This window comes from Streptomyces sp. GSL17-111 (genome assembly GCF_037911585.1).
In the GTDB taxonomy this organism is placed as follows: Bacteria; Actinomycetota; Actinomycetes; order Streptomycetales; family Streptomycetaceae; genus Streptomyces.
In genome coordinates this window covers 2,413,921-2,437,332 of record NZ_JBAJNS010000001.1, presented here as the reverse complement: position 1 = coordinate 2,437,332, position 23,412 = coordinate 2,413,921, and the positions used below count along the sequence as shown (strand labels likewise).

General features: G+C 71.3%; 20 protein-coding genes. 13 read left to right on the top strand and 7 right to left on the bottom strand.

The window, feature by feature from the left end:
• Nucleotides 1-65 precede the first annotated feature (65 nt).
• Genes nuoH through nuoN form a run of 7 tightly spaced genes read left to right on the top strand, consistent with a single transcriptional unit; the run spans nt 66 to nt 8,458 of the window.
• Nucleotides 66-1,418, top strand: a complete 1,353-nt coding sequence (nuoH, locus tag V6D49_RS10640) for an NADH-quinone oxidoreductase subunit NuoH (protein ID WP_340563859.1) — start codon at nt 66-68, stop codon at nt 1,416-1,418.
• Nucleotides 1,411-2,070 carry an NADH-quinone oxidoreductase subunit NuoI gene (gene nuoI / locus V6D49_RS10635; RefSeq protein ID WP_340559059.1) on the top strand — a complete coding sequence of 220 codons (660 nt, stop codon included), beginning with the start codon at nt 1,411-1,413 and terminating at the stop codon, nt 2,068-2,070. Before nuoH ends, nuoI begins: the two co-directional genes overlap by 8 nt.
• Entirely contained in the window at nt 2,067-2,906 is an 840-nt protein-coding gene (locus tag V6D49_RS10630; protein WP_340559058.1) for an NADH-quinone oxidoreductase subunit J, read from the top strand. The genes nuoI and V6D49_RS10630 overlap by 4 nt, the downstream gene beginning before the upstream one ends.
• The gene (gene nuoK / locus V6D49_RS10625; RefSeq protein ID WP_191211352.1) at nt 2,903-3,202 is read left to right on the top strand and encodes an NADH-quinone oxidoreductase subunit NuoK; all 300 of its coding nucleotides are present in this window, start codon (nt 2,903-2,905) and stop codon (nt 3,200-3,202) included. Before V6D49_RS10630 ends, nuoK begins: the two co-directional genes overlap by 4 nt.
• A gap of 13 nt (nt 3,203-3,215) precedes the next feature.
• The gene (nuoL, locus tag V6D49_RS10620) at nt 3,216-5,162 is read left to right on the top strand and encodes an NADH-quinone oxidoreductase subunit L (RefSeq protein WP_340559056.1); all 1,947 of its coding nucleotides are present in this window, start codon (nt 3,216-3,218) and stop codon (nt 5,160-5,162) included.
• A 12-nt stretch (nt 5,163-5,174) separates the two neighbouring features.
• The gene (locus tag V6D49_RS10615) at nt 5,175-6,803 is read left to right on the top strand and encodes an NADH-quinone oxidoreductase subunit M (RefSeq protein WP_340563856.1); all 1,629 of its coding nucleotides are present in this window, start codon (nt 5,175-5,177) and stop codon (nt 6,801-6,803) included.
• Nucleotides 6,800-8,458: an NADH-quinone oxidoreductase subunit NuoN gene (gene nuoN / locus V6D49_RS10610; RefSeq protein ID WP_340559054.1), complete on the top strand. Its 1,659-nt coding sequence runs from the start codon at nt 6,800-6,802 to the stop codon at nt 8,456-8,458. Before V6D49_RS10615 ends, nuoN begins: the two co-directional genes overlap by 4 nt.
• A gap of 89 nt (nt 8,459-8,547) precedes the next feature.
• On the opposite strand, the gene V6D49_RS10605 is transcribed toward nuoN, so the two are convergent.
• From V6D49_RS10605 to fahA, 3 genes are all read right to left on the bottom strand, one after another.
• Nucleotides 8,548-9,027, bottom strand: a complete 480-nt coding sequence (locus V6D49_RS10605; protein ID WP_340559053.1) for a hypothetical protein — start codon at nt 9,025-9,027, stop codon at nt 8,548-8,550.
• Between the two features lie 61 nt (nt 9,028-9,088).
• Nucleotides 9,089-9,610 (bottom strand): hypothetical protein, encoded by a 522-nt coding sequence (locus V6D49_RS10600; protein WP_340559051.1) that lies wholly within the window; start codon nt 9,608-9,610, stop codon nt 9,089-9,091.
• Between the two features lie 176 nt (nt 9,611-9,786).
• Complete coding sequence (gene fahA, locus V6D49_RS10595) at nt 9,787-10,974, bottom strand: fumarylacetoacetase (RefSeq protein WP_340559049.1); 1,188 nt, start codon at nt 10,972-10,974, stop codon at nt 9,787-9,789.
• Between the two features lie 182 nt (nt 10,975-11,156).
• Between fahA and V6D49_RS10590 the strand changes: the two genes are divergently transcribed.
• Nucleotides 11,157-12,167, top strand: coding sequence for a polyprenyl synthetase family protein (locus tag V6D49_RS10590; RefSeq protein ID WP_340559048.1), 1,011 nt, complete (start codon nt 11,157-11,159; stop codon nt 12,165-12,167).
• Between the two features lie 42 nt (nt 12,168-12,209).
• On the opposite strand, the gene V6D49_RS10585 is transcribed toward V6D49_RS10590, so the two are convergent.
• The 4 genes from V6D49_RS10585 to V6D49_RS10570 all read right to left on the bottom strand — a co-directional run bounded on the left by V6D49_RS10585 (nt 12,210) and on the right by V6D49_RS10570 (nt 16,043).
• The gene (locus V6D49_RS10585) at nt 12,210-13,247 is read right to left on the bottom strand and encodes a questin oxidase family protein (protein WP_340559046.1); all 1,038 of its coding nucleotides are present in this window, start codon (nt 13,245-13,247) and stop codon (nt 12,210-12,212) included.
• 140 nt (nt 13,248-13,387) lie between these two features.
• The gene (locus V6D49_RS10580) at nt 13,388-14,281 is read right to left on the bottom strand and encodes a phosphotransferase family protein (RefSeq protein ID WP_340559045.1); all 894 of its coding nucleotides are present in this window, start codon (nt 14,279-14,281) and stop codon (nt 13,388-13,390) included.
• Between the two features lie 33 nt (nt 14,282-14,314).
• Complete coding sequence (locus tag V6D49_RS10575; RefSeq protein ID WP_340559043.1) at nt 14,315-15,556, bottom strand: helix-turn-helix transcriptional regulator; 1,242 nt, start codon at nt 15,554-15,556, stop codon at nt 14,315-14,317.
• Between the two features lie 301 nt (nt 15,557-15,857).
• Nucleotides 15,858-16,043 carry a hypothetical protein gene (locus V6D49_RS10570; protein WP_340559042.1) on the bottom strand — a complete coding sequence of 62 codons (186 nt, stop codon included), beginning with the start codon at nt 16,041-16,043 and terminating at the stop codon, nt 15,858-15,860.
• On the opposite strand from V6D49_RS10570, the gene V6D49_RS26210 reads away from it, so the two are divergent.
• From V6D49_RS26210 to fxlM, 5 genes are all read left to right on the top strand, one after another.
• Nucleotides 15,954-16,442: an ATP-binding protein gene (locus V6D49_RS26210; protein WP_445330635.1), complete on the top strand. Its 489-nt coding sequence runs from the start codon at nt 15,954-15,956 to the stop codon at nt 16,440-16,442. The genes V6D49_RS10570 and V6D49_RS26210 overlap by 90 nt on opposite strands.
• 218 nt (nt 16,443-16,660) lie before the next feature.
• Nucleotides 16,661-16,837, top strand: coding sequence for an FxLD family lanthipeptide (locus tag V6D49_RS10565; RefSeq protein WP_340559041.1), 177 nt, complete (start codon nt 16,661-16,663; stop codon nt 16,835-16,837).
• A gap of 247 nt (nt 16,838-17,084) precedes the next feature.
• The gene (locus V6D49_RS10560; protein WP_340559040.1) at nt 17,085-20,018 is read left to right on the top strand and encodes a lantibiotic dehydratase; all 2,934 of its coding nucleotides are present in this window, start codon (nt 17,085-17,087) and stop codon (nt 20,016-20,018) included.
• Entirely contained in the window at nt 20,015-21,235 is a 1,221-nt protein-coding gene (locus V6D49_RS10555; RefSeq protein WP_340559039.1) for a lanthionine synthetase C family protein, read from the top strand. Before V6D49_RS10560 ends, V6D49_RS10555 begins: the two co-directional genes overlap by 4 nt.
• A gap of 64 nt (nt 21,236-21,299) precedes the next feature.
• The gene (gene fxlM, locus V6D49_RS10550) at nt 21,300-23,351 is read left to right on the top strand and encodes a methyltransferase, FxLD system (RefSeq protein ID WP_340559038.1); all 2,052 of its coding nucleotides are present in this window, start codon (nt 21,300-21,302) and stop codon (nt 23,349-23,351) included.
• The last annotated feature ends 61 nt before the right edge of the window (nt 23,352-23,412 follow it).

Genomic DNA, 23,412 nt, shown 5'->3' with positions numbered 1-23,412 from the left:
CCGCCGTCCTGCCGGAGCGGACGGGCGCGAGCAGCCCGTCCGTGCTGGCCGTCGAGGACCTGTCGATGTTCGGGCAGGACCCGCTGTGGCTGATCGCGCTCAAGGCGGTGTTCTGCTTCGCGTTCCTCATGCTGACGGTGCTGATCTCCATCGTCATGGAGCGCAAGGTCATCGCCTGGATGCAGCGGCGCATCGGGCCGAACCGGCACGGCCCGTGGGGCATGCTCCAGTCGCTCGCCGACGGCGTGAAGCTCATGCTGAAGGAGGACGTGATCGTCAAGGGGGCGGACAAGTTCGTCTACGTCCTCGCCCCCGTCCTCGCCACGATCCCCGCGTTCATGGCGTTCGCGGTGATCCCCTTCGGTCCGGCCGGGAACGAGGTGTCGATCTTCGGCACCCGGACGACGATGCAGCTGACGGACCTGCCCGTCGCCATCCTCTTCATCCTCGCCACCGCCTCCATCGCCGCCTACGGCACCGTGCTCGCGGGCTGGTCGTCCGGCTCGACGTACCCGCTGCTCGGCGGCGTGCGCGCCACGGCGCAGATCATCAGCTACGAGGTCGCGATGGGCCTCAGCTTCGCCGCCGTCTTCCTCTACTCCGGGTCGATGTCGACGTCGACGATCGTCGGGGCGCAGGCCGACACCTGGTTCGCGGTGCTGCTGCCGGTGTCGTTCGTCATCTACGCCGTGTCCATGGTGGGCGAGGCGCACCGGCACCCGTTCGACATGCCGGAGTCCGAGGGCGACCTGGTGGCGGGCTTCAGCACCGAGTACTCGTCGATCAAGTTCGCGCTGTTCATGCTCTCCGAGTACATCCACATGGTCACCGTCTCGGCGCTGGCCGTCACCCTGTTCCTGGGCGGCTGGCGGGCCCCGGCGCCGATCTCCACCGTGTGGGAGGGCGCCAACCACGGCTGGTGGCCGATGCTGTGGTTCTCCGTCAAGCTGCTGGCGCTGATGTTCTGCTTCGTCTGGCTGCGCGGCACGCTGCCCCGCGTCCGCTACGACCAGTTCATGAAGCTGGGCTGGAAGGTCCTCATCCCGGTCTCGCTGGTGTGGCTGATGCTCGTGGCCACCGTCCGGGCCCTGCGCAACGAGGGCTACGACTTCGGCGAGATCGTCCTGTGGGTCTCCGGCGGCATCATCGCGCTGCTGCTCGTGTCGTTCGTGGTGGACGTCTTCCGCGATCGGGGCGCCCGCGAGGCGGAGGCGGTGGCGGCCCGCGAGGCGGCCAAGCAGCGGTCCGATTTCGATCCCATGGCCGGCGGCTACCCGGTGCCGCCGCTGCCCGGCCAGTCCCTGCCACCCGTCCCGCGACGCCCCTCGCGCTGGGAGCGGGAGACCGCCTCCGTCGGAGCGGGCGCGCCGGAGGCGGGCGGGGCCGACAGCGAGAGCAAGGAGTCCGACGATGCCTAACCCCCTGGGCCCCGTGGCCGGCTTCGGCGTGACCTTCAAGGCCATGTTCAAGAAGCGGCTCACCGAGCAGTACCCGGAGTACAAGAAGCCCACCGCGCCCCGCTTCCACGGCCGCCACCAGCTCAACCGCCACCCCGACGGGCTGGAGAAGTGCATCGGCTGCGAGCTGTGCGCCTGGGCCTGTCCGGCGGACGCGATCTACGTGGAGGGCGCGGACAACACCGAGGAGGAGCGCTACTCGCCCGGTGAGCGCTACGGCCGCGTCTACCAGATCAACTACCTGCGCTGCATCCTGTGCGGGCTGTGCGTGGAGGCGTGCCCGACGCGGGCGCTCACCATGACGAACGAGTACGAACTCGCCGACCGCACCCGTGAGTCGCTCATCTACACCAAGGAGGAGCTGCTCGTCGGGCTGACGGAGGGCATGGTCGACTCGCCGCACGCGATCTTCCCCGGCATGACGGAGAAGGACTACTACCGGGGCCTGGTCACCGAGGCCGCGCCCGGCACCCTCCAGCAGGAGATCCACGACACGGGCATCCCGCAGTCGTCGGCGGACACCTTCGGACCGGACGAGCCCGCCTCCGCCGGCGCCTCGCCGGACGCCACGACGGCTCCCGGCGAGTCCACCGAGGGGGTGAAGCACCAGTGAGCACCGCAGCGACCGCAGCGAGTCTGCTCGCGGCCGACACCTCCACCGGCGAGGCCGTCCAGTTCTACGTGCTCGGCGTCCTCGCCGTCGCGGGCGCGCTCGGCACCGTCCTGCTGCGCCGGGCGGTGCACTCCGCGCTCTGCCTGGCCGGGACGATGGTGATCCTGGCGCTCTTCTACCTCGCCAACGGCGCCTACTTCCTCGGCGTCGTGCAGATCGTCGTCTACACCGGCGCGGTCATGATGCTGTTCCTGTTCGTGCTCATGCTCGTCGGCCGCACCACGGCCGACTCGCTGAAGGAGACGATCAAGGGGCAGCGCTGGCTGGCCCTGGGCTGCGCGCTCGGGCTGGCCATGCTGGTGATCGGCGGCATCGGCCAGGCCACGCTCGGCTCGGAGGCGTTCGTCGGCATCGGCGCCGCCAACGCCGAGTTCGGCGGCAACGTCCCGGGCATCGCCGAGCGGCTGTTCACCGAGTACGTCGTCGCCTTCGAGGTCACCGGCGCGCTGCTGACGATCGCGGCCGTCGGCGCCACCCTGCTCACCCACCGCGAGCGCACCGAGAAGGCCAGGACGCAGCGGGAGCAGGCGATCGAGCGGGTGCGGCTGAACCAGCACGTGCCCCCGCTGCCCGCCCCCGGCGTCTACGCCCGGCACAACTCCGTGGACCGTCCGGGCCTGCTGCCGGACGGGACACCGTCCGAGCTGACGGTCAACGAGACGCTGCGCGAGCGCGGCCAGCTCCGCGAGGTGGGTCAGGACCAGCTGGCCGAGGTGGCCGCCATCGACAAGCGCACCGCCGACCACCACGGCCGGGGCGAGGAGGCCCGTCAGTGAATCCCGTCAACTACCTCTATCTGGCAGCGCTGTTGTTCACGATCGGCGCCACCGGCGTCCTGATCCGGCGCAACGCCATCATCGTGTTCATGTCCATCGAGCTGATGCTGAACGCGGCCAACCTCACGCTCGTCGCCTTCTCCCGCATGCACGGCAACCTCGACGGTCAGATCATGGCGTTCTTCGTCATGGTCGTCGCCGCCGCGGAGGTCGTCGTGGGTCTGGCGATCATCGTGATGCTCTACCGCTCCCGTCACTCGGCCTCGGTCGACGACGCCAGCCTGATGAAGCTGTAAGGGGTACGTACCAGTGGATTCCTTGATCGGACTGCTCGTCGCGGCGCCCCTGCTCGGCGCGGCCGTCCTGCTGTGCGGCGGGCGAAGGCTGGACCGCACCGGGCACTGGCTCGGCACCGCGCTCGCGGCGACGTCCTTCGTCATCGGCGCGGTGCTGTTCTTCGACATGCTGGGCCGGGAGGGCGAGGACCGGGCGCTGCACCAGCACCTGTTCAGCTGGGTTCCGGTGCAGGGCTTCCAGGCGGACGTCGCCTTCCAGCTCGACCAGCTGTCCATGACGTTCGTGCTGCTGATCACCGGGGTCGGATCACTGATCCACCTGTACTCGATCGGCTACATGGAGCACGACGAGCGTCGCCGCCGCTTCTTCGGCTACCTGAACCTGTTCCTCGCGGCGATGCTGCTGCTCGTCCTCGCCGACAACTACCTGCTGCTGTACGTCGGCTGGGAGGGCGTGGGCCTCGCCTCGTTCCTGCTCATCGGCTTCTGGCAGCACAAGCCGAGCGCGGCGACGGCGGCCAAGAAGGCCTTCATCGTCAACCGCGTCGGCGACATGGGCCTGTCCATCGCGATCTTCCTGATGTTCACCACGTTCGGGACGTTCGCCTTCGGCCCGGTGCTGGAGAACGCCGACCGGGCCGGTGAGGGCACGCTCACCGGCATCGGGCTGATGCTGCTCCTCGCGGCCTGCGGCAAGTCGGCCCAGGTGCCGCTCCAGTCCTGGCTGGGCGACGCGATGGAGGGCCCGACGCCCGTCTCCGCGCTGATCCACGCGGCGACGATGGTCACGGCCGGCGTCTACCTCATCACCCGCTCCGGGGCGATCTTCGACGCGGCGCCGACCGCGCAGACCGTCGTCGTCACCGTCGGCGCGGTCACGCTGCTGTTCGGTGCGATCGTCGGTTGCGCGAAGGACGACATCAAGAAGGCGCTCGCCGGTTCGACCATGTCGCAGATCGGCTACATGGTGCTGGCGGCCGGGCTGGGCCCGATCGGCTACGCCTTCGCGATCATGCACCTGGTCACCCACGGCTTCTTCAAGGCCGGGCTGTTCCTCGGGGCCGGCTCCGTCATGCACGGCATGAACGACGAGGTCGACATGCGCAAGTACGGCGGCCTGCGCCGCTACATGCCGGTCACCTTCGTCACCTTCGGCCTCGGCTACCTGGCCATCATCGGCTTCCCGGGCCTGTCGGGCTTCTTCTCCAAGGACCTCATCATCGAGGCCGCCTTCTCGGCCGGCGGGGTGCAGGGCTGGGTGCTCGGCGGCGCGACGCTGCTGGGCGCGGGGCTCACCGCCTACTACATGACGCGCGTGATGATCCTGACGTTCTTCGGCGAGCCGCGCTGGAAGAACCGGCCGACGGCCTCGCCCGCCTCCCCGGACGTCGAGCCGGTGGCGCAGGAGCGCGGGGAGCACGCGGAACCGCACCCGCACGAGTCGCCGCGGTCGATGACGATCCCGATGATCGTCCTGGCCTTCGGCTCGGTCTTCGCGGGCGGCCTGTTCAACTGGGGCGAGGCGTTCGTCCACTGGCTGGAGCCGGTGACGTCCTTCGAGCACCCGCACCCGCCCATCCCCATCCCGGTGATCACGGCCGCGACCGTCACCATGATGCTCGTCGGCGTCGGTATCGCCTGGGCGCAGTACGGACGCCGTCCGGTGCCGGTCGTCGCTCCGCGCGGCTCGCTGCTCACCCGGGCGGCCCGCCGCGACCTGCTCCAGGACGACTTCAACCACGCCGTGTTCGTGAGCGGCGGGCAGCACCTGACCCGCAGCCTGGTCTACGTCGACCACACGGTCGTGGACGGTGCGGTGAACGGGACGGCAGCGGCCTTCGGCGGGCTGTCGGGCCGGATGCGCAAGCTGCAGAACGGCTACGCCCGCAGCTACGCGGTGTCGATGTTCGGCGGTGCGGCCGTGCTGGTCGCAGCCACCCTGCTGATGAGGGCGGTCTGATCCATGTCTGATATGTCATTCCCGCTGGTGACGGCCACAGCCGTGCTGCCCGCCGTGGGCGCGGTCGCCACGGCCGCCGTGCCCGCCGCCCGGCGGACCGCCGCGAAGTGGCTCGCGCTCGCCGTCTCGCTCGGCACCCTGGTGCTGGCGGGCTGGGTGCTGGCCGCCTTCGAGCCGGGCGGCGAGCGCTACCAGCTCACCGAGTCCTACGCGTGGATCGCCGACTTCGGCGTGCGCTACGAGGTCGGTGTGGACGGCATCGCCGCCGCCCTCATCGCCCTCACCGCGCTGCTGATCCCGTTCATCATCGCGGCCGGCTGGCACGACGCCGAGCCCGAGGACGGGGCGGACGGGGCGGACGGGGCGGACGGCACGGGCCGGCGATGGCGTCCCACGCAGGGCTTCTTCGCCCTCATCCTCATGGTCGAGGCGATGGTGATCATCTCCTTCGCCGCGACCGACGTGTTCGTCTTCTACATCTTCTTCGAAGCCATGCTCATCCCGATGTACTTCCTCATCGGCGGCTTCGGGGACCGGGCGCACGCGGCCGGTGAGGCGGAGGGCGCCAAGCAGCGCTCCTACGCCGCCGTCAAGTTCCTCCTCTACAACCTCGCCGGCGGCCTCATCATGCTGGCCGCCGTCATCGGCCTCTACGTCGTGACGGCCGACCAGCTCCCGGCGGGCACGTTCTCCCTCCAGCAGATCGCCGAGGCCCGCGCCTCCGGCGAGCTGGAGATGGCGACGAACACCGAACGGCTCCTGTTCCTCGGCTTCTTCCTCGCCTTCGCCGTCAAGGCGCCGCTGTGGCCGCTGCACACCTGGCTGCCGAACGCCATGGGGGAGTCCACCGCGCCGGTGGCGGTGCTCATCACCGCCGTCGTCGACAAGGTCGGCACCTTCGCGATGCTGCGCTTCTGCCTCGGCCTCTTCCCCGAGGCCAGCGCCTGGGCGACGCCCGTCGTCATCGTGCTGGCGCTGGTCAGCATCGTCTACGGGGCGCTGCTCGCCGTCGGCCAGCGGGACATCAAGCGGCTGGTGGCGTACGCGTCCATCTCCCACTTCGGCTTCATCATCCTCGGCATCTTCGCGATGACGAGCCAGGGCCAGAGCGGCGCGACGCTGTACATGGTCTTCCACGGCATCTCCACCGCCGCGCTGATGCTGGTCGCGGGGTTCCTCATCTCCCGGCGCGGCTCCCGGCTCATCGCCGACTACGGCGGGGTGCAGAAGGTGGCGCCGGTGCTGGCGGGCACGTTCCTGATCGGCGGGCTCGCCACCCTCTCGCTGCCCGGGCTGGCGCCGTTCGTCAGCGAGTTCCTCGTCCTCGTGGGCACGTTCAGCCGCTACCCGGCGGCCGGCATCGTGGCGACGGCGGGCATCGTCCTGGCCGCGATCTACGTTCTGCTGCTCTACCAGCGCACGATGACCGGCCCGGTCGACAAGCCGGAGATCGCGAAGATGCCGGACCTGCGGCCCCGCGAACTCGCCGTGGTGGCCCCGCTGATCGCCCTGCTGATCTTCCTCGGCGTCTTCCCGAAGCCGCTGACCGACATCGTCAACCCGGCGGTCGAGCACACGCTCTCGGACGTGCGTGAGACCGACCCGGAGCCGGAACTGCCCGCAGTGGAGGCCACGGAATGAGCGCGACCACCCTTTCCGGCGCGGCCGCCGCCGAGCCCGTCCACAGCCTGTGGACGGTCGCGGCCGAGGCGCCCTCGATCGAGTACGCCCAGCTGTCACCGACGCTGATCGTCCTCGGCGCCGCCGTCGTCGGCATCCTCGTCGAGGCGTTCGCACCGCGGCGCGCCCGCTACGGGGTCCAGGTGGCGCTGGCCTCCCTCGGCTTCGCCGGGGCCTTCGCCGCCGTGCTGGCGCTCGCCATGGGCGGGTACGCCACCGACAAGGCGGCCGTCGCCGGGGCCGGGGCCGTCGCGGTCGACGGCCCGGCGCTGTTCCTCCAGGGCGTCATCCTGCTGGTGGCGCTGGTGGCCGTCTTCACCTTCGCCGAACGCCGGCTGGAGCCCCGGGGCGGCGGCGGTCCCGTCGACTCCTTCGCCGCCCAGCCCGCCGCCGTCCCCGGCGGTGAGGGCGAGAAGGCCGCCGTCAAGGCGGGCTGGACGACGACGGAGATCTTCCCGCTGCTGCTCTTCGCGGTGGGCGGCATGCTGCTCTTCCCCGCCGCCAACGACCTGCTGACGCTGTTCATCGCGCTGGAGGTCTTCTCCCTCCCGCTGTACCTGCTGTGCGCGCTCGCCCGGCGCCGCCGGCTCCTCTCCCAGGAGGCGGCCGTCAAGTACTTCCTGCTGGGCGCGTTCTCCTCGGCGTTCCTGATCTTCGGCATCGCCCTGCTCTACGGCTACGCGGGCACCGTCTCCTACGCGGGCATCGCCGAGGTCGTCGAGGGCACGGTGCCCAGCCCCAGCGCGGCGCTGGCGGCCAGCATGTCCAGCGACGCGCTGCTGCTCATCGGCGGCGCGATGGTCGTCATGGGCCTGCTGTTCAAGGTCGGCGCGGTGCCGTTCCACATGTGGACGCCGGACGTCTACCAGGGCGCGCCGACACCCGTCACCGGCTTCATGGCGGCGGCGACGAAGGTGGCCGCCTTCGGCGCGCTGCTGCGCCTGCTCTACGTCGTCCTGCCCGGCCTGCGCTGGGACTGGGAGCCCGTCCTGTGGGGCGTGGCGATCGTCTCGATGCTGCTCGGCGCGGTCGTCGCCATCACCCAGACGGACGTCAAGCGGCTGCTGGCCTACTCGTCCATCGCGCACGCCGGGTTCATCCTCGCGGGGGTCGTCGCGACCTCGCCGGAGGGCGTCTCCTCCGTCCTCTTCTACCTGCTGGCCTACTCCTTCGTGACGCTGGGCGCGTTCTCCGTCGTGACGCTCGTGCGGGACGCGGGCGGCGAGGCGACGCACCTGTCCAAGTGGGCCGGGCTCGGGCGCCGTTCCCCGCTGGTGGCCGCCGTGTTCGCGGTGTTCCTGCTGGCCTTCGCGGGCATCCCGCTGACCTCCGGGTTCGCCGGGAAGTTCGCCGTGTTCAAGGCGGCGGCGGAGGGCGGCGCGGGCGCGCTCGTCGTCGTCGGCGTCATCGCCTCGGCCATCGCGGCCTTCTTCTACGTGCGCGTCATCGTCCTGATGTTCTTCTCCGAGCCCAGCCCGGAGGGCCCGACGGTGGCCATCCCCAGCGCGTTCACCACGGTCGCCATCGGCGTCGGCGTGGCCGTCACCCTCGTCCTCGGGGTGGCCCCGCAGTACTTCCTGGACCTCGCGGGTCAGGCGGGCGTCTTCGTCCGGTAGCGGGCGCGTCCGCCCCGGACACCACACGGCGGGAGCCGGGCACCACCCTGAGCGGTGGGTGCCCGGCTCCCGCCGTCGTGCGTGGCCCGTCAGCCCTGCGGCAGCAGGTCCTCCAGGCTGCCGAGGTCGGTCGGCATGTCCTTGGGCGCCTCGGCGACCCGGACGTAGGTGTCGGTGACGCCGCCGTTCCAGGCGACCTCCAGCTCCTCGCTGTCGACGTTCTCCACCGTGCCGCTGGCCCGGTCCTCCCCGCTGCCGTCGGGGCAGGTGAGGTCGAGCGTCGGCTTGTCGCCGTCCATCATCCGGCCGGTGCAGTTCGTGCCGCCGCGCACCAGGCTCACGCCGTCCGCGACGACCGTCAGCACGAACTCCTCACCGTCCGCCTCCGTGCTCCACACGCCCTGCACGGAGCCCGGCTGCTTCCCCGTCTCCGGGTCGGCGCCCGGGTTCTGCGTCTCCTCGGCGGCCGGCTTCTGGTCGCCGTCGTCGCCGCTGCCGCAGCCGCCGAGCACCAGCGTCGCGGCCAGGGCCGCCGCTGCCGCCGCCGTCATCCGGAGGGACGTGCGCATTGCTTCTCCTCGGTGAGCGTGGGAATGGCGTCAAGCTAGCAGGACCCGCCGCCGGGGAGCGTCAGCTCTCGGTCTCGGGCAGGTCGGGCAGGTCCGTCGGCATCTCGGAGGGGAACTCGGAGGGCAGCTCGGGCGTCTCGGCGATCTCCGGCGGCCTGCCGAAGGCGTACTCCTCGCCGCTCGCCCACTCGATCGTCAGCTCGCCGTCCGTCAGCCCCGTGACGGTCCCGCTGGTGAACTCCGTGCCGTCGCCCTCGCAGACCAGGCTCATCGTCATGGGGCTCGCGTCGGCGTCGATGGTGCCGGTGCAGGCGGTCTCGGCCGAGACCGTGATGCTCTCCTCGAAGACGCCGAGGATGATCGGCTTGTCGGCGTCCGCGACGGTGATCCAGCCGCCCTGGAGGGCGTCGAGGCCGACGTCCCCGCCCGCCGCGTCCTGCGACGCCTCCGGCGTGCCGGACGCCGTCGGCTCCGGCTCGCTGTTCCCGCCGTCGTCGTCGCTGCCGCCGCCGCAGCCCGTCATGAGCAGAGCCGACGCCGCCACGGCGGCGAACGTGCTCGCGATCCGCGCCCTGGTGCGCACGGTGCCTCCCCTTGCTTCGGTGATGCCTTCGGTGGTGCTCGTCAGTGCTCGGTGGTGCCTCGGTCGCGCCGTCAGCCGGTCCGGGACCCGGGGCACGGTGGTGGTCGCACCGCCCCCGGAGCCCGGACGTCGGCCGCTTCGGAAAATCGGCCAACAGTACCAATGCCGCCGGTCGCTCAGCCCTTCACGATGCGGCCGGCGACCTCGCCGAGCCCCACGCGCCCGCCGTCCGGGCCCGGCGCCCACGCGGTGAGCACGACCTCGTCCCCGTCCTCCAGGAACGTCCGCGTGCCGTCGGGCAGTTCGAGGGGGTTCTCGCCGGACCAGGTCAGCTCCAGCAGACAGCCGCGCTGGTGCTTCTCCGGGCCGCTGACCGTGCCGGAGGCGAACAGGTCACCGGGGCGCAGGGAGGCCCCGTTGACCGTCATGTGGGCCAGCTGCTGCGCCGCCGTCCAGTACATGGCGGAGAACGGCGGCTCGGCGATCACGTGGCCGTTGAGCGTGACGGTGATGCGCAGGTCGAAGCCGGCCGGGTCGTCGGCGTCGTCCTTCAGGTAGTCCAGCAGCGGGTGGGTGCGCTCCGGCGGCGCGACGCGCGCGGCGTCCAGCGCCTCCAGCGGCGTGATCCACGCCGACACCGACGTGGCGAAGGACTTGCCGAGGAACGGGCCGAGCGGCACGTACTCCCAGGCCTGGACGTCCCGCGCCGACCAGTCGTTCAGCAGGCACACGCCGAAGACGTGGTCGCGGAACGCCGACTGCGGCACCGGCTCGCCCAGCCGCGAGGGCGCACCGACGACGAAGCCGACCTCCGCCTCGATGTCCAGCCGCTGCGACGGCCCGAACACCGGCCCGTCCGGCGTCCGGCGCTGCCCCTGCGGGCGCGCCACGGGCGTCCCGGAGACGACGACGGTCCCCGCCCGGCCGTGGTAGCCGATCGGCAGGTGCTTCCAGTTCGGCGTCAGCGGCTCGCTGTCCGGCCGGAACATCTTCCCGACGTTCGTCGCGTGGTGCTCGCTGGCGTAGAAGTCGACGTAGTCGGCGACCTCGAACGGCAGGTGCAGGGTGACGTCGGCCAGCGGGACGGCCGTCAGCTCCGCCCGGCCCTCCCGCAGCCACGTCCGCAGATCGGTGCGCACGGCCGTCCACACGGCGCGGCCCGCCGCGAGCAGCGGGTTCAGGGTGGGAGCGGCGAGCAGGTCGGCGTGCGGGGAGCCCAGGGCCGCCGCCGCGGCGCCCAGATCCAGCACGGTGTCGCCGAGGCGCACGCCGATCCGGCGCCGCTCGGGGGCGTCGGCCGTCGTGAAGACGCCGTAGGGCAGATTGTCCGGCCCGTAGAGGTCCGCTGGGGTGTCAGCTGGCATGGAGGATGCCCTCGCCTTCGAGGTCGTCGCCGGTCAGGACCGGGCACAGGCTATCGACCGACGTGCCTCACGTGATCCTTATGTGACCGGATACGCTTCCGGTGAGAACGCGACGCAGACGTGTACCCCGCAGTAACCCGCGGTGACCAGGTGAAAGATCGTCCGCAGACAGGAGAACCCCCGTGACCGTCGTCGGGCCCTTCGGGCTGAGCGTGCGGGACAAGGCTCTGGAAGCCGATGTCCAGGCCGGGTTGTCCGCCGTCGAGCACGGCCTGATCGCGGCCACGAAGAGCGACGTTCCCCTGGTCACCGACGCCGCCCAGCACCTCGTCCGGGCCGGCGGCAAGCGCTTCCGTCCGCTGCTCACCCTCCTCGCCGCCCAGTTCGGCGACCCGCACGCCCCCGGCGTCGTCCCCTCCGCCGTCGTCGTCGAGCTGACCCACCTCGCGACGCTCTACCACGACGACGTCATGGACGAGGCCGAGGTCCGCCGGGGCGTCCCCAGCGCCAACGCCAACTGGGACAACTCCGTCGCCGTCCTCACCGGGGACTTCCTCTTCGCCCGCGCCTCCCACGTCCTCGCCGACCTCGGCCCCGAGGCCGTCCGCATCCAGGCCGAGGCCTTCGAGCGGCTCGTCACCGGCCAGATCCTGGAGACGGCGGGCCCCCGCCCGGAGCAGGACCCCATCGACCACTACCTCGACGTCCTCGCGGGCAAGACCGGCTCCCTCATCGCCGTCTCCGCCCGCTTCGGCGGCCTGATGAGCGGCGCCGACGAGCGCACGGTCTCCGTCCTCACCCAGTTCGGCGAGCGCATCGGCGTCGCCTTCCAGCTCGCCGACGACGTCCTGGACATCGCCAGCGACGGCCACGAGTCCGGCAAGACGCCCGGCACCGACCTGCGCGAGGGCGTCGCCACCCTGCCCGTCCTCCACCTGCGGGCCCGGGCCGCGAGCGGCGGCTCCGCCGAGGACCGCGCCCTGGCCGAGCTGCTCGCGGGCGACCTCGACGACGACGCCCGGCACGCCGAGGCCCTCGCCGGGCTGCGCGCCCACCCCGCGCTCCAGGAGGCCCGCGCCTACACCGTCCGCTGCGCGGAGCAGGCCCGCGAGACGCTGGGCCCGCTCCCCGACTGCGCCGCCAAGGACGCCCTCTCGGCGCTCTGCGACGCCGTCGTGCACCGCGCGGGCTGACCGGGGCCCGCGCGGGCGTCTCCGGGCCCTACAGCGGACGTCCTACAGCGGATCGATCAGCTCCGTGGCCCGGAGCGTGGCGCTGCGGGCCACCACGTCCTCCGGATGCCGCGCCGCGACGTCCAGCACCGTGTCGGCCAGCTTGATCGCGTGCTCGTCCCCGTGCGCCGCCGCCCGGGCGAACAGCTCCTCGGCGCTCGCCGACCCCGGATGCGCCGCGCCCGCCGGACCCAGCGGACGGTAGGCGGCCGTCACCGCCGCCGACGCCGACCAGGCCGCCGCCAGCCCCGGCTCCCACAGCTCGCGCGGCAGGTCCGGCAGCGTCCGCAGCACGGCGTTCGGCGCCGTCGCGGCGTGCACCAGCATCACGGCGCTGCCGTGCGCGTGCGTGGCGTAGTACCGCACGGCGGCGTCCACCAGCTCCGTCAGCCGCCCCGGCACCGCGTCGGGGCCGCTGACGTCGCGGGCCGTCGGCCAGTCCGGCAGCTCCGTCAGCTGGTCGATCCGGTGGACGATGCCGCGACTCTGGTCCGCCACCGGCGGCACCGCCCGCAGCGCCTCGGCGGCGGCGTACGGCGAGGACACCAGCGCCAGGTCGGCGGGCAGCGGCTGGTACCGGGCGGCCCAGTACCCCAGGCCGTGCGCCAGCTCCCGCAGCCGGGGCGCGTTCTCCTCCGCCCGCAACCCCACGACGGCGTGCCCGACCCGGATCACCGGATGCGTCGCCCCCGCCGCGATGCCCGGCAGCAGCCGGGGCCACCACGTCGCCAGCACCGCCCGCCACGGCTCGCGGGGATCCGTCACGAGGAGCCGTTCGAAGTGGTCCAGCCAGTCGCCCAGCCGGCGCGGGTCACCCAGGGCGTCCACCCAGGCGTCGTCCCGGACGGCGTCACCGGACGCGGGCCGGTCCTCCAGCCGCGTCGTGTACCGGTCCAGCCAGCGGTGGACGCCGCCGCCCTCGCCCCGCCGCACCAGCGCCTCGACGGCCATCGGGCCGTGGTTGCTCAGCCAGTCGTCGAACTCCGGCCCCGTCGTGTGCAGGCGCTCCAGCGCCTCGTCCAGAACTCCCGTGGTGTCCATGAGGAAACGCTACGCGTAGGTAGCGCCCCAGGAAACGGCACCGTGAACGCGCGCCCCGTCAGCCCCGGACGGCGAAGCCCAGGAACGCCACCCACGACGTCGGACCGACAGTGCCAAGCTGGAGGCGCCGAGCGCGGCCTTCACAGAATGTTCCATCGCATTCGGCGGTCGTTGCGGCCCAGGCAGTCGATGCGGCGCTGGACTTCGGAGCGGCTTCCCGGGGCGTGGCGTACCTTCCGGGCATTGGTGGTGATCATGCGCAGTTCTCGGATCGCTGCGAGGACGGGGTAGCCGTCCCACCGGGTGATGTCCCAGCCGTAGGCTTCGGCGAACGCCTGGTAGTGGGCGTGGCCGTGGCCAAAACGTCGGCAGTGCACCTCGACGGTGACGGCATCCCATTCGGGTTGGCCGTGGGCAACGGTGTCCCAGTCGCACAGGACCGCTCCCGTTGGGGTGTGGAGGGCGTTGCGGTGCTGTGGGTCGCCTTGGATGACGCCTGGTGGGTGGGCCCACGTGACGTGGGTGAGGTCGCGTTCGAGGCGATCGGCATGGGTGGAGAGGCGGCGGATAGCGGTGGGGGGAAGCCAGGTGATGGCGGCCAGGGAGCGGCGTATAGAGGCGAGGTTGTCGTGCGGCGGCAGCTTCTGCGGGGGCGCGGGGAGGGTGTGGAGGGCGCGCAGGGGCCGGGCGAGGTGCTGGGCCGGGACGGGGTGGTCGGGTTGGGGGAGGTAGGTCCAGAAGGTCAGGCTCTGGTTGTCGACGACGATTGGCTGGTCGACGGGGTGGAGGGGCACGGTGGGGAAGTTACGGGCGCTCAGCCATCGGACGAAGTCGACGGTGCGCTGGACGTCATGACTGGAGGTGCCTTTGCGGGCGACCTTGACGACGACTTGTTCGGCTTCCAGGAGGACGACGGCGTTGGTCTGGCCGCGCAGGAGCCGGGCGCTGTGGTTGTCCAGTCCGGCGGCCGTGCAGCCGCGGGCGAGGATGCTGTGGAGCTCTTGGGGCTCGAACCCACCGGGCGAGTCGCTCATGGGGGTGAGCCTGACCGACGCCGGTGGGTTGTGTCATCTCAGGGCGGGCAGGGCGAGGACGTCGGTGAGGTCGCGGACGGCCGCGGTGCTTCGGCTGTTGGTGGGTAGGGCGGTGATGACCTCGCGGGCGCGTTCCTCGACGATGGAGGTGCGGTGTTCGGCCTCGATGCGCAGGTAGGTGGCGGCGGCCAGTCGACATGCCTCGGTGGTGTCGCGGTCGCGGGCGAGGCAGATCGCTGTTTCGAGGCGGAGGAGGGCGGGGTCGATGCCGGCGTCCTCGGGGTAGAGGCGTAGGGCTGCTTCCTGTGCCTGGCGGGCGGGGCGGAGTTTGCCGAGTGCGGTGAGGGTGCCGCTCTCGTAGAGGTGGAAGCGGCGCAGGGGGAAATCCCAGGCGCTGGTGGAGGTGGTGGCCGCGTCCGTCTGGCTGTAGACGTCCCGGGCACGGTGGAGGGCGGCGAGGGCGTCCTGGATGTCTCCGTGCTTGGCCAGTGCCCGGGCTTCGGCCATGGACGCGAAGGCTGCAGTGGTGGTGGGGGTGGCGCGGCAGATGTAGCGGGCTTCCTGGGCCAGGCGGATGGCGGTGGTGGTGGGGCCGTAGTAGTAGGGGAGCATGGCGGCCTGGACACGTACACGAGCGCGGAGTTCGCGGTTGCCGGTGTCGTCTGCGGCGGTGCGGGCGGTTGCATACCAGGCTTGGGAGCGGGTGAGCTGGCCCAGCTTCATCAGGGCGTCCGCGATCAGGGTCGTGAGGACAGCGGTCAGCTCGGACAGCCGCAGTTGCATGAGGGCCGGCTGGCGCTGCCGGGCCAGTTCGCTGACCTCGTCCAGATGATGGAGGAGGGTGTCGATCATGGGCTGGGGCGGGGTGTAGACGTACTGCTCCAATGCCCAGTGGATCTGTTCGTCCAGCATGTCCATCTGCGTGGAGGTGACGGAACCGGCGGCCAGAGTGCGGTCGACGCTGCGACGGGCCGTGTCGACCCGGCAGCCCAGGGGATCGGCGTCCGCGCCGGGGCAGGGCTGAACCGCCGCTGACCGACTCGTCGCAGCGGGCACATTCCCGTAGCCGAGGTCTCCGGGGGCGCACTGGTAGAGCCTGGCCAGTAGTTCGATGGTGGAGATGCGAGGCCGGTGCTGCCCGGTCTCCCAGGCGCTGAGCTGCATGGCGTCGGGACGTGGGCCGTCGCCGCTGTTCTCGGCGAGCTGAAAAAGTGCGTCAGCGGCCTGCTTGAGCGTCAGCGCGCGGGCCAGCCGGAACGCGCGCAGGGGTGACACTGCACAGTGGGTGGTGATGGTGGCCGCTATCTCGTGAATCGCTGCGCCGCGTTCATGACCTGCTTCGCGCAGCCGTTTTGCGCAGGATCGGCCATGGGTGCCCGCCATGTGGACCTCCTCGACCGTTCATCTTAGTGACGGAACTTGAGCATTGGGTGAGTCTTGTGACTTCGTCACTACTGCCAAGTTGGGCGCAGTGACGAAGTCACTAGTTCGTGAAATGTGCTGGTTGTCGGCCACCTGGCGCCGCGTCATCGTGTTGGCCATCACACGGTGGACTTCGCGGAGGTGGACCATGGCGTCACTGGATTGGCGATGGACGGTCGAGCTGCGCCGGGAGCCAGCGGCGGTGCCGCAAGCCCGTCGTCTGGCGCGTGAGCAACTCGTCGTTTGGCGTGTGCCGGGCGCGGACGACCTCGGTGAGCGGGTTGCGCTGGCCGTCAGTGAGCTCGTCGGCAACGCCGTGCTCCACGGTGCCGGGGATCATCTTGGGCTCGCTCTCGGCTACGACGGTTGTTTGGTCAGGGTCGAGGTCACCGACGCGTCGAGTCAGCGCGCCGAATTGAAGGCACCGTCGGATACGGACGAGGGCGGGCGGGGTCTGCTGTTGGTCGAGGCCCTGTCCTACTCGTGGGGTACCAGCGGGGACGGCCGGTGCACCTGGTGCACGCTCCCGGTCGCCAGGGTCTGCTACCGCTCCTCGCCACCGGCTACGCCCCCGCCCGCATCGCCACCGTCCTCCGCCGCCTCCGAACCGGCGTCCGCCACGACGGCCGGACTCTCCTGGCCGCCTTCCGGGCCACCAACCCCACTCCTGCCACACCCGTGCCCACTACCTCGGCCTCAGGAGAACGCTGCTGGGGCAAGACACCGGGCGTCCGCGTGAACGGATACGGGAACGTGGCCGTTTATCGACTCCCACGAGCGCGCTGCCGCTGCGAGCCTGGGCCCGCTGAGCGGCGGCGGATCCCCCGCTCTCGCCCAGTTCGTCCTTGAATTCACCTAAGGGCTTCGTCCGGTGATTTTCCTGCCCCTGGCCCGGTACCCAGCCCGAGCGCCAGGTCCTCGCAAGACAACCGCAATGCCTACCCGGAGGTACACATCATGGCACCGAAGACCACGACCCTGGAGACGCCGTCTACTCAGACCGCTTCTGCTGGCGACGACTTCGACCTGGACGTGACCGTGGTCGAAGTCTTCGACCCGGCACACCTGGTCAGCATGACCGATGACAACTGCGGTTCGACCTGCTCGAAGTCGACCTGCATCAGCGCCGCCTGATTTCCCTCTCACTGGTGGCCGGGCTCAGTACCTCGGCGGGGTGGCCCGGCCACCCCCGTCGCTTCCCGGAGTCCCCATGCCACCTGTTGACGATGGCCCTGCGACCTTCGAGGCTTCTAACGCAGTACTGATCCGACTTACCCATCACACCCTCACGCCTCCCCCGCTGCCTGACACGCCGGTCAGCGGACAGGATGGTGTAGCCGTGTGGGTGCGCTGGCTGCGTCACGTCTGGGCCATACCACAGGTGGCCGAGGCGATCGGGCATGCCAGCGAGTCGCTCGCTGAGCAGGTCCGTCTCCTGATCGCCACGGAGCATCCGGGGGAGCGGGAGACGCGCCGCACGACGCTTTCCATCGTGCGCTACGTGGCCCGGATGACTGGGCGCCCGACCCCGGCGGGACTGTTCGCGGCCGTCGCCCCCGCGACCTTCGGAGACCGCCCCAGGCTGCGCTGCGGCAAGGAGCACCGCGCGGTGGCTCGAGCCGATTCCGCTTGGCTCGCCCGGGCCATCGAGTGGTTGGAGCAACAGCCCGACGTGCTTAACCGGCTGCTGGTCCAGGTCAACTCCACTGCCACCGTGTGCGATGACCGCCTCCTGGTGCCCTACCAGCCGCACGTCACCGACCGCGGCACCGGCGCCGCAGCCGTCTCCCTGCGCTACACGCCGCCTGTTCGGATGGCGCTCGGCGCAGCCAGGCAACCGGTGCGCTTCGAGGCGCTGGCTCAGGCCGTTCAGGGCCACTACCCCGGAACGCACCCGCAGAAGGTGACTGCGCTGCTGACCGAGCTCGTCGCGCGCCGTGCTTTGATCACCGGCCTCCATGCCCCCAGTACGTCGGTGGACGCGCTGGAACACCTGCTCGCCGCGCTGGAGGTCCCCAACGTCCCTGCCTGGGCGGGCGCTGAGAGCTTGAGCGAGATCCGCGCCCTGCTGGTCCGGCATGAGGGGGCTGTGCCGGATGAGGCGCGGATCCTCCGTGCGCAGGCTGCAGAGCGGATGCGGGCACTCGTGCCCGCCGGGCGGCATCCGGTGGCCGTTGATGTGGTCGCGGACGCCGAGGCCGTGCTGCCTGCGGCCGTGGCCCACGAGGCCGAACGCGCAGCTCGGCTCCTCGCTCGCCTGAGCCTCGCCCCTCAAGGCACTGCGGCGATGGGCGAGTACCACGAACGGTTCTACCGGCGGTACGGGCCCGGAAGCCTTGTACCGCTACTAGAGGTGGTCTCCGGCAGCGGCATCGGATGGCCAGCGGGCTACCCCGGTGCCGGCGACCTGCCGATGCAGCGGGGCGATGCCCACCGCGACGGATGCCTCATGGCACTGGCCCAGCGTGCGGCCGTCGACGGCCACCGGGAAGTGCGACTGGATGGGGCTCTATTGGAGGAACTCGAGCACCGGGCGGTCGGGGGACTGCGACTCCCCCCGCACCTGGAGCTCTGCGTCCGCCTAGACGCCACCGGTGCAGCGGAGCTGGAGCGTGGGGACTTCCGTCTCACGGTCCTGTCGGCCTCCCGTGCTGTCGGCGTGGTCACCGGCCGCTTCCTGCGCCTGCTGCCTGCCGAACAGCGCAAGGCCGCGCTTGAGAACCTGGCATGCTTACCCACGGCGGACGCTGGCACGCTCCCGGCTCAGCTCTCTTTCCCGCCCCTGGACCCCGCTTCTGCGCACGTGACCCGCACGGAGCAGGTGCTGCCCACCGTCATCAGCCTGGGCGAGCACCGCCTTGCCAGCGCCCACGTGCTGACGGCCGAGGACCTGGCAGTCGGCTGCGACGGCCATCGCCTGTACCTGGCGGTCCCGGCGACTAGGCGTCGCGTTGAGGCGTGGGGCCTGCACGCGTTGAACCTGCTCAAGCACACACCGCCGCTGGCCCGTCTGATCACCGAGCTATCCCTTGCGCAGTGTGCGCAGGTCACCGAATTCGACTGGGGTGTCGTCGGCGCGCTGCCGTTCCTGCCACGGCTGCGGCACGGTCGCGTCGTGCTGTCCCCGGCCAGATGGCGCCTGAGCACCCATGAACTGCCGAAAGCTAAAGCCGCATTCGAGCATTGGAGCACCGCCCTGACCGACTGGTGCCACCGCTGGAAAGCTCCCGCCCGGCTCCAGCTCACACAAGGAGACTGGCGGCTGCCCCTGGACCTTGGCTCGGTGGCGCACCGGACCCTGCTGCGTGAGCACATGGCGAGGCATCAGCACGCCTTGCTGACGGAGGCACCGCCGGAGCGGGCGGACGGATGGTGCGAGGGCCGCGCCCACGAACTCGTCATCCCCCTGAGCTCCACCAACCGCACCCGCTGGCCGGACCCGCCCCGTCCCTCCCCTGCCATGCTGGTGGACCACCACCGCCCACAGCTCCCCGGCACCACCGGCACGCTGGCGGCCACCATCCTCGCGGACAGCGACCTCCACGACCACATCCTTGCCCGGCACCTTCCGCAGCTCCTGGCGCGCCTGAGCGACTCCGCCCCGCCACGGTGGTGGTTCCTCCGACACCAGGACGAACGCGAGCCCGCCCTGCGTCTGTTCATCACGACGGCCCATGGGCAGACCTACGCCTCCGCCACACGCCAGGTCGGCGCCTGGGCGCATGAACTACGCTCGCGTGCCCTGCTGCGCAGCCTCACATTCACCCCGGCCGTGCCGCAGACCGGCCGGTTCGGCACCGGTTCCGCGCTGACGGCCGCTGAGGACGTCCTGGCTGCCGACACCGCCACCGTCCTCGCCCAACTCCGCCGCAGCGTCCTACCCGATCGGCGGGCCATGACCGCCGCACACTTCACCGCGATGGCCTGCGCCTTCACCGGAAGCCCCGCATCCGGGACACGGTGGCTCATCGACCACGCCCCCGCCGCCGCACCGCCGGGCGTGCCCCGCCCCGTGCACGCCGAGGCCCTGCGTCTGGCCAACCCCGAGGACGACTTCGCCGCGCTGCGCCGATCTCCCGGCGGCCCGGCCAACACTCAGGCCTGGATCACCCGCCACAGTGCGCTGGCCGCCTACCGCTCCCACTTCCCCGGCCCGGAAACCGACGGAATCAGCCCGGACGCCGCCCTCGATGCCCTGCTGCACTCCCACTTCCTGCGCGCGTATGGCATCCGGCCGACCGACAAGGCGATGTGCCTCCACCTTGCCCGCGCCGCCGCCATGGCCTGGGCCGCCCGGAGGGGACGGGTGCGGTGACGCCCCAGGACGCGGTCACCGTGGCCGACGAGCTATCCGAGCCCGCCGTACACCGCCCGACCGGGGAGAAGTGGTGGCGGCAGTCTCTCGCACACGGCGCGCCCGGCATTGCCCTGCTGCACATCGAGCTCGCTGCCCGCGGTATCCGCCCATGGGCCCGAGCCCACACCTGGCTTTCCTACGCCGCTTCCGCACCGGTGACCTCCGGCGGAAGTTCCGGCGCCTTCTACGGAGCCCCCGCAGTCGCCTACGCCCTCGCTACATCCGCTGCTGTCCGGCCCGGCTCCTACCAACGAGCCCTGACAACCCTGCATGCCCGCATCGGCGCCGACATTCAGCACCGTCTGCGGGAGGCTGGCAGCCGCATCGACTGCGGCCGCACCCCGCTCCTCGCCGAGTTCGACACCCTCCGGGGGCTTGCCGGGCTGGGCGCCTACCTGCTGCGCCACGACCCCGGCAGCCCCGAGCTGCGGGAGCTGCTGAGCTACCTCGTACGCCTGGCGCAGCCCCTGGCCGACCAGGGTGAACAGGTGCCCGGCTGGTGGACGAAGACCGCGCCGACCGGCCGTGTCGATCCGGCCGAGTTCCCCGGCGGACACGCGAATCTCGGACTGGCCCACGGGATCGGCGGGCCCCTCGCCCTCCTGTCCATCTGTGCGCTACGGGAGGTCACCGTTCCTCGCCACACCGAGGCGATCAACGCGATCTGCCGCTGGACGGACCGGTGGCGCACCGACTCCCCGCACGGAGCCCGCTGGCCGTACATGGTCACCTGGCGCGAGTTGGCCGCCGGCCCGCCGACGGTCGTGCACAGCGGCGCCCAGCGCCGCCCTTCCTGGTGTTACGGCACTGCCGGGGCCGCGCGGGTGCAGCAGCTCGCTGCCGCGGCGACCGGCGACACCGCCCGCCAGCGGATGGCCGAGGCAGCGCTGATCGGCGCCCTCACCGACCCGGCGCAGCTCACCGCCACGGTCGACGCGACGCTGTGCCATGGACACGCGGGTCTGGCCGCCATCGCCACCCGTGCCGCCGAACTGGCCGACCCGCCAGCCGCTGACCAGCTTCGTGCCCTGGCCGCCGATCGCCTCGCCGCTACCGAACCGAGCTCTGACTGCGGCCCCGGTCTGCTGGAAGGCACCGCGGGGAGCGCCTTGGCTGCGCTGGCGGCCGCTGGCCCCCCAGCGACCGCATGGGACACCTGCCTGCTCATCACCTGAACCGAGACGAACTTCCCGACAGGAGGCACCAATGCCCCGGCAGAGATGGCCCTGGCGCCAACACATGCTTCACCTTCCCGACTCCCCAGCAGCCGAGTCCACCGCCCGCACGCACCTCGCGCCCACCCTGAACCGGCTCCAGGACGACGGGCTGATCAACCGCTGGTGGTACATCCGCAAGGTCCCCGGCTGGCGGCTGCGCTACCAGGCCGACGAAGCCGGAGCAGCAGCCGTCCGAGACCTGCTGACCGGCATGGCAAATGACCACCACCTCATCCGGTGGCGGGACGGCATTTACGAGCCCGAGACTCTCGCCTTCGGCGGCCCGACCGGCATGGACATCGCGCACACCCTCTTCCACGCTGACAGCCGCCACCTTCTGACCTTTCAGACCGGGTTGGGACGGCGCGAGACGGCCGTACTTCTGTTCGGCGCCCTGCTGCGCGCGGCCGGTCAAGACTGGTTCGAGCAGGGCGACGCCTGGGCCAAGGTCACCGAACTACGCCCACCCCGCACCGCCCACGCCTTGGGCACCGAGCGACGAGATCGCCTGGAACAGGCCGTCCGCCGCCTGATGACCACCGATCCGGCCAGTGCCCCCGAAACCGTGCTGCCGGGTGCCTGGACAAGCGCGTTCACCACAGCAGGGCAACACCTCGCCTCGCTTGCCCGCCGCGGTGGGCTTCACCGCGGAATACGCGCCATCCTCGCCCACCACTTCATCTTCCACGGCAACCGAGCGGGCCTGTCCGGCGCCGACCAGGCCACCCTGGCAGCCCTCGCGACCAGCATCGTCTTCCACTCCGACACCCGACCGGATACCGCCGGTTCCGCACTCGACGCCCGTAAGGTCCGCGCCATGACTTCCGCCCTCAGCACCACCCCGACCGCCCCTTCCCCCGAGGAACTGCGCAACCAGCTCACCGACACCTTGGTCAAGGACGACACCATCCGCACCAGGCAGGTCGAGGACGCGATCCGCACCGTTCCCCGGCATCTGTTCGTACCCGGCGTGCCGCTGACGGAGGCGTACGCCGACGACGCCGTCTACACCAAGACGGACGGCTCCGGGACCTCGATCAGCGCCGCTTCCCAGCCTCGCATCGTCGCCCTGATGCTTGAACAGCTTCACATCGCCCCCGCCCAGCGCATTCTGGAACTCGGCGCCGGCACCGGCTACAACGCCGCTCTCATGGGCCACCTGACCGGCCCCGAAGGGCAGGTCACCACCATCGACGTTGACGACGACCTCGTCGACAGCGCCGCCCAGCACCTGACCGCCGCCGACGCCACCAACGTCGACGTGGTCCTGGCCGACGGTGTGCTCGGTCACCCCGACGGAGCCCCCTACGACCGGGTGATCGCCACGGTCGGCGCCTGGGAGGTACCCGTCTCCTGGCTGGAGCAGCTCGCCCCCACCGGCCGCCTCGTCGTCCCCTTGCGCCTGGCAGGAGCCGCCTCCCGCAGCATCACTTTCGAGCGCGAAGGCGACGGCTGGGTCAGCCGCGACAGTCACATGGCGGTGTTCATGCCCCTGCGCGGCATCGGCGATGACGCCCGCCGCATCATCGACCTCACCGGCGACGGCCGTGTGACGCTTCAGGCCCACAAGGACAACCAGCACGCCACCGACGCGCGGGCCCTGTTGGGCGTCCTGGAACACCCCGCGTACGAGGAGTGGACCGGCGTCCACTTCGTGCCGATGGAATCCTTCGAGTGGCTGGACCTGTGGCTGGCCTGCTGCCTGGACAACCCCCTGATGCGGATGAACGTCGAACCGGCCGCGAAGGAGAGCGGACTCGTACGGCCGATGTTCCCTGCCGTCGCGATGTCCACCACAGCGGCAGACGGCAGCCTGGCCTACCTCACCATCCGCCGCGCCGCCCCAACTCCCGACGGCGGTCGACGCTTCGAGGTCGGCGTCATCGGCCACGGCCCGACCGGACAGCAGCTCGCCGAACACGTCTCCCGCGAGATCACCGCCTGGGACAGCACCTTCCGCAACCGCACCGTCCGCTTCGCTCTCCCCGACACGAGCCCGGCGCCCGCCCAAAAGGCCACCGGACGGTTCGTCCTCGACCGCCCCCACCGGCCCCTCACCATCACCTGGCAGTGACAACGGTGGACCCCACCGGACCGACAGCACGCCGCTTCCCCCTCGTCCCGCGCCCGCGCCC

Bases quoted from the DNA above. Each gene is read 5' to 3' on its own strand.
- nuoH (WP_340563859.1), top strand. From the start codon at position 66: ATGTTCGGGCAGGACCCGCTGTGGCTGATCGCGCTCAAGGCGGTGTTC.
- nuoI (WP_340559059.1), top strand. From the start codon at position 1,411: ATGCCTAACCCCCTGGGCCCCGTGGCCGGCTTCGGCGTGACCTTCAAG.
- fxlM (WP_340559038.1), top strand. From the start codon at position 21,300: ATGCTTCACCTTCCCGACTCCCCAGCAGCCGAGTCCACCGCCCGCACG.
- V6D49_RS10605 (WP_340559053.1), bottom strand. From the start codon at position 9,027: ATGCGCACGTCCCTCCGGATGACGGCGGCGGCAGCGGCGGCCCTGGCC.
- V6D49_RS10585 (WP_340559046.1), bottom strand. From the start codon at position 13,247: ATGGACACCACGGGAGTTCTGGACGAGGCGCTGGAGCGCCTGCACACG.
- V6D49_RS10565 (WP_340559041.1), top strand. From the start codon at position 16,661: ATGGCACCGAAGACCACGACCCTGGAGACGCCGTCTACTCAGACCGCT.
- V6D49_RS10570 (WP_340559042.1), bottom strand. From the start codon at position 16,043: ATGATCCCCGGCACCGTGGAGCACGGCGTTGCCGACGAGCTCACTGAC.
- nuoN (WP_340559054.1), top strand. From the start codon at position 6,800: ATGAGCGCGACCACCCTTTCCGGCGCGGCCGCCGCCGAGCCCGTCCAC.
- V6D49_RS10580 (WP_340559045.1), bottom strand. From the start codon at position 14,281: ATGAGCGACTCGCCCGGTGGGTTCGAGCCCCAAGAGCTCCACAGCATC.
- fahA (WP_340559049.1), bottom strand. From the start codon at position 10,974: ATGCCAGCTGACACCCCAGCGGACCTCTACGGGCCGGACAATCTGCCC.
- V6D49_RS10615 (WP_340563856.1), top strand. From the start codon at position 5,175: ATGTCATTCCCGCTGGTGACGGCCACAGCCGTGCTGCCCGCCGTGGGC.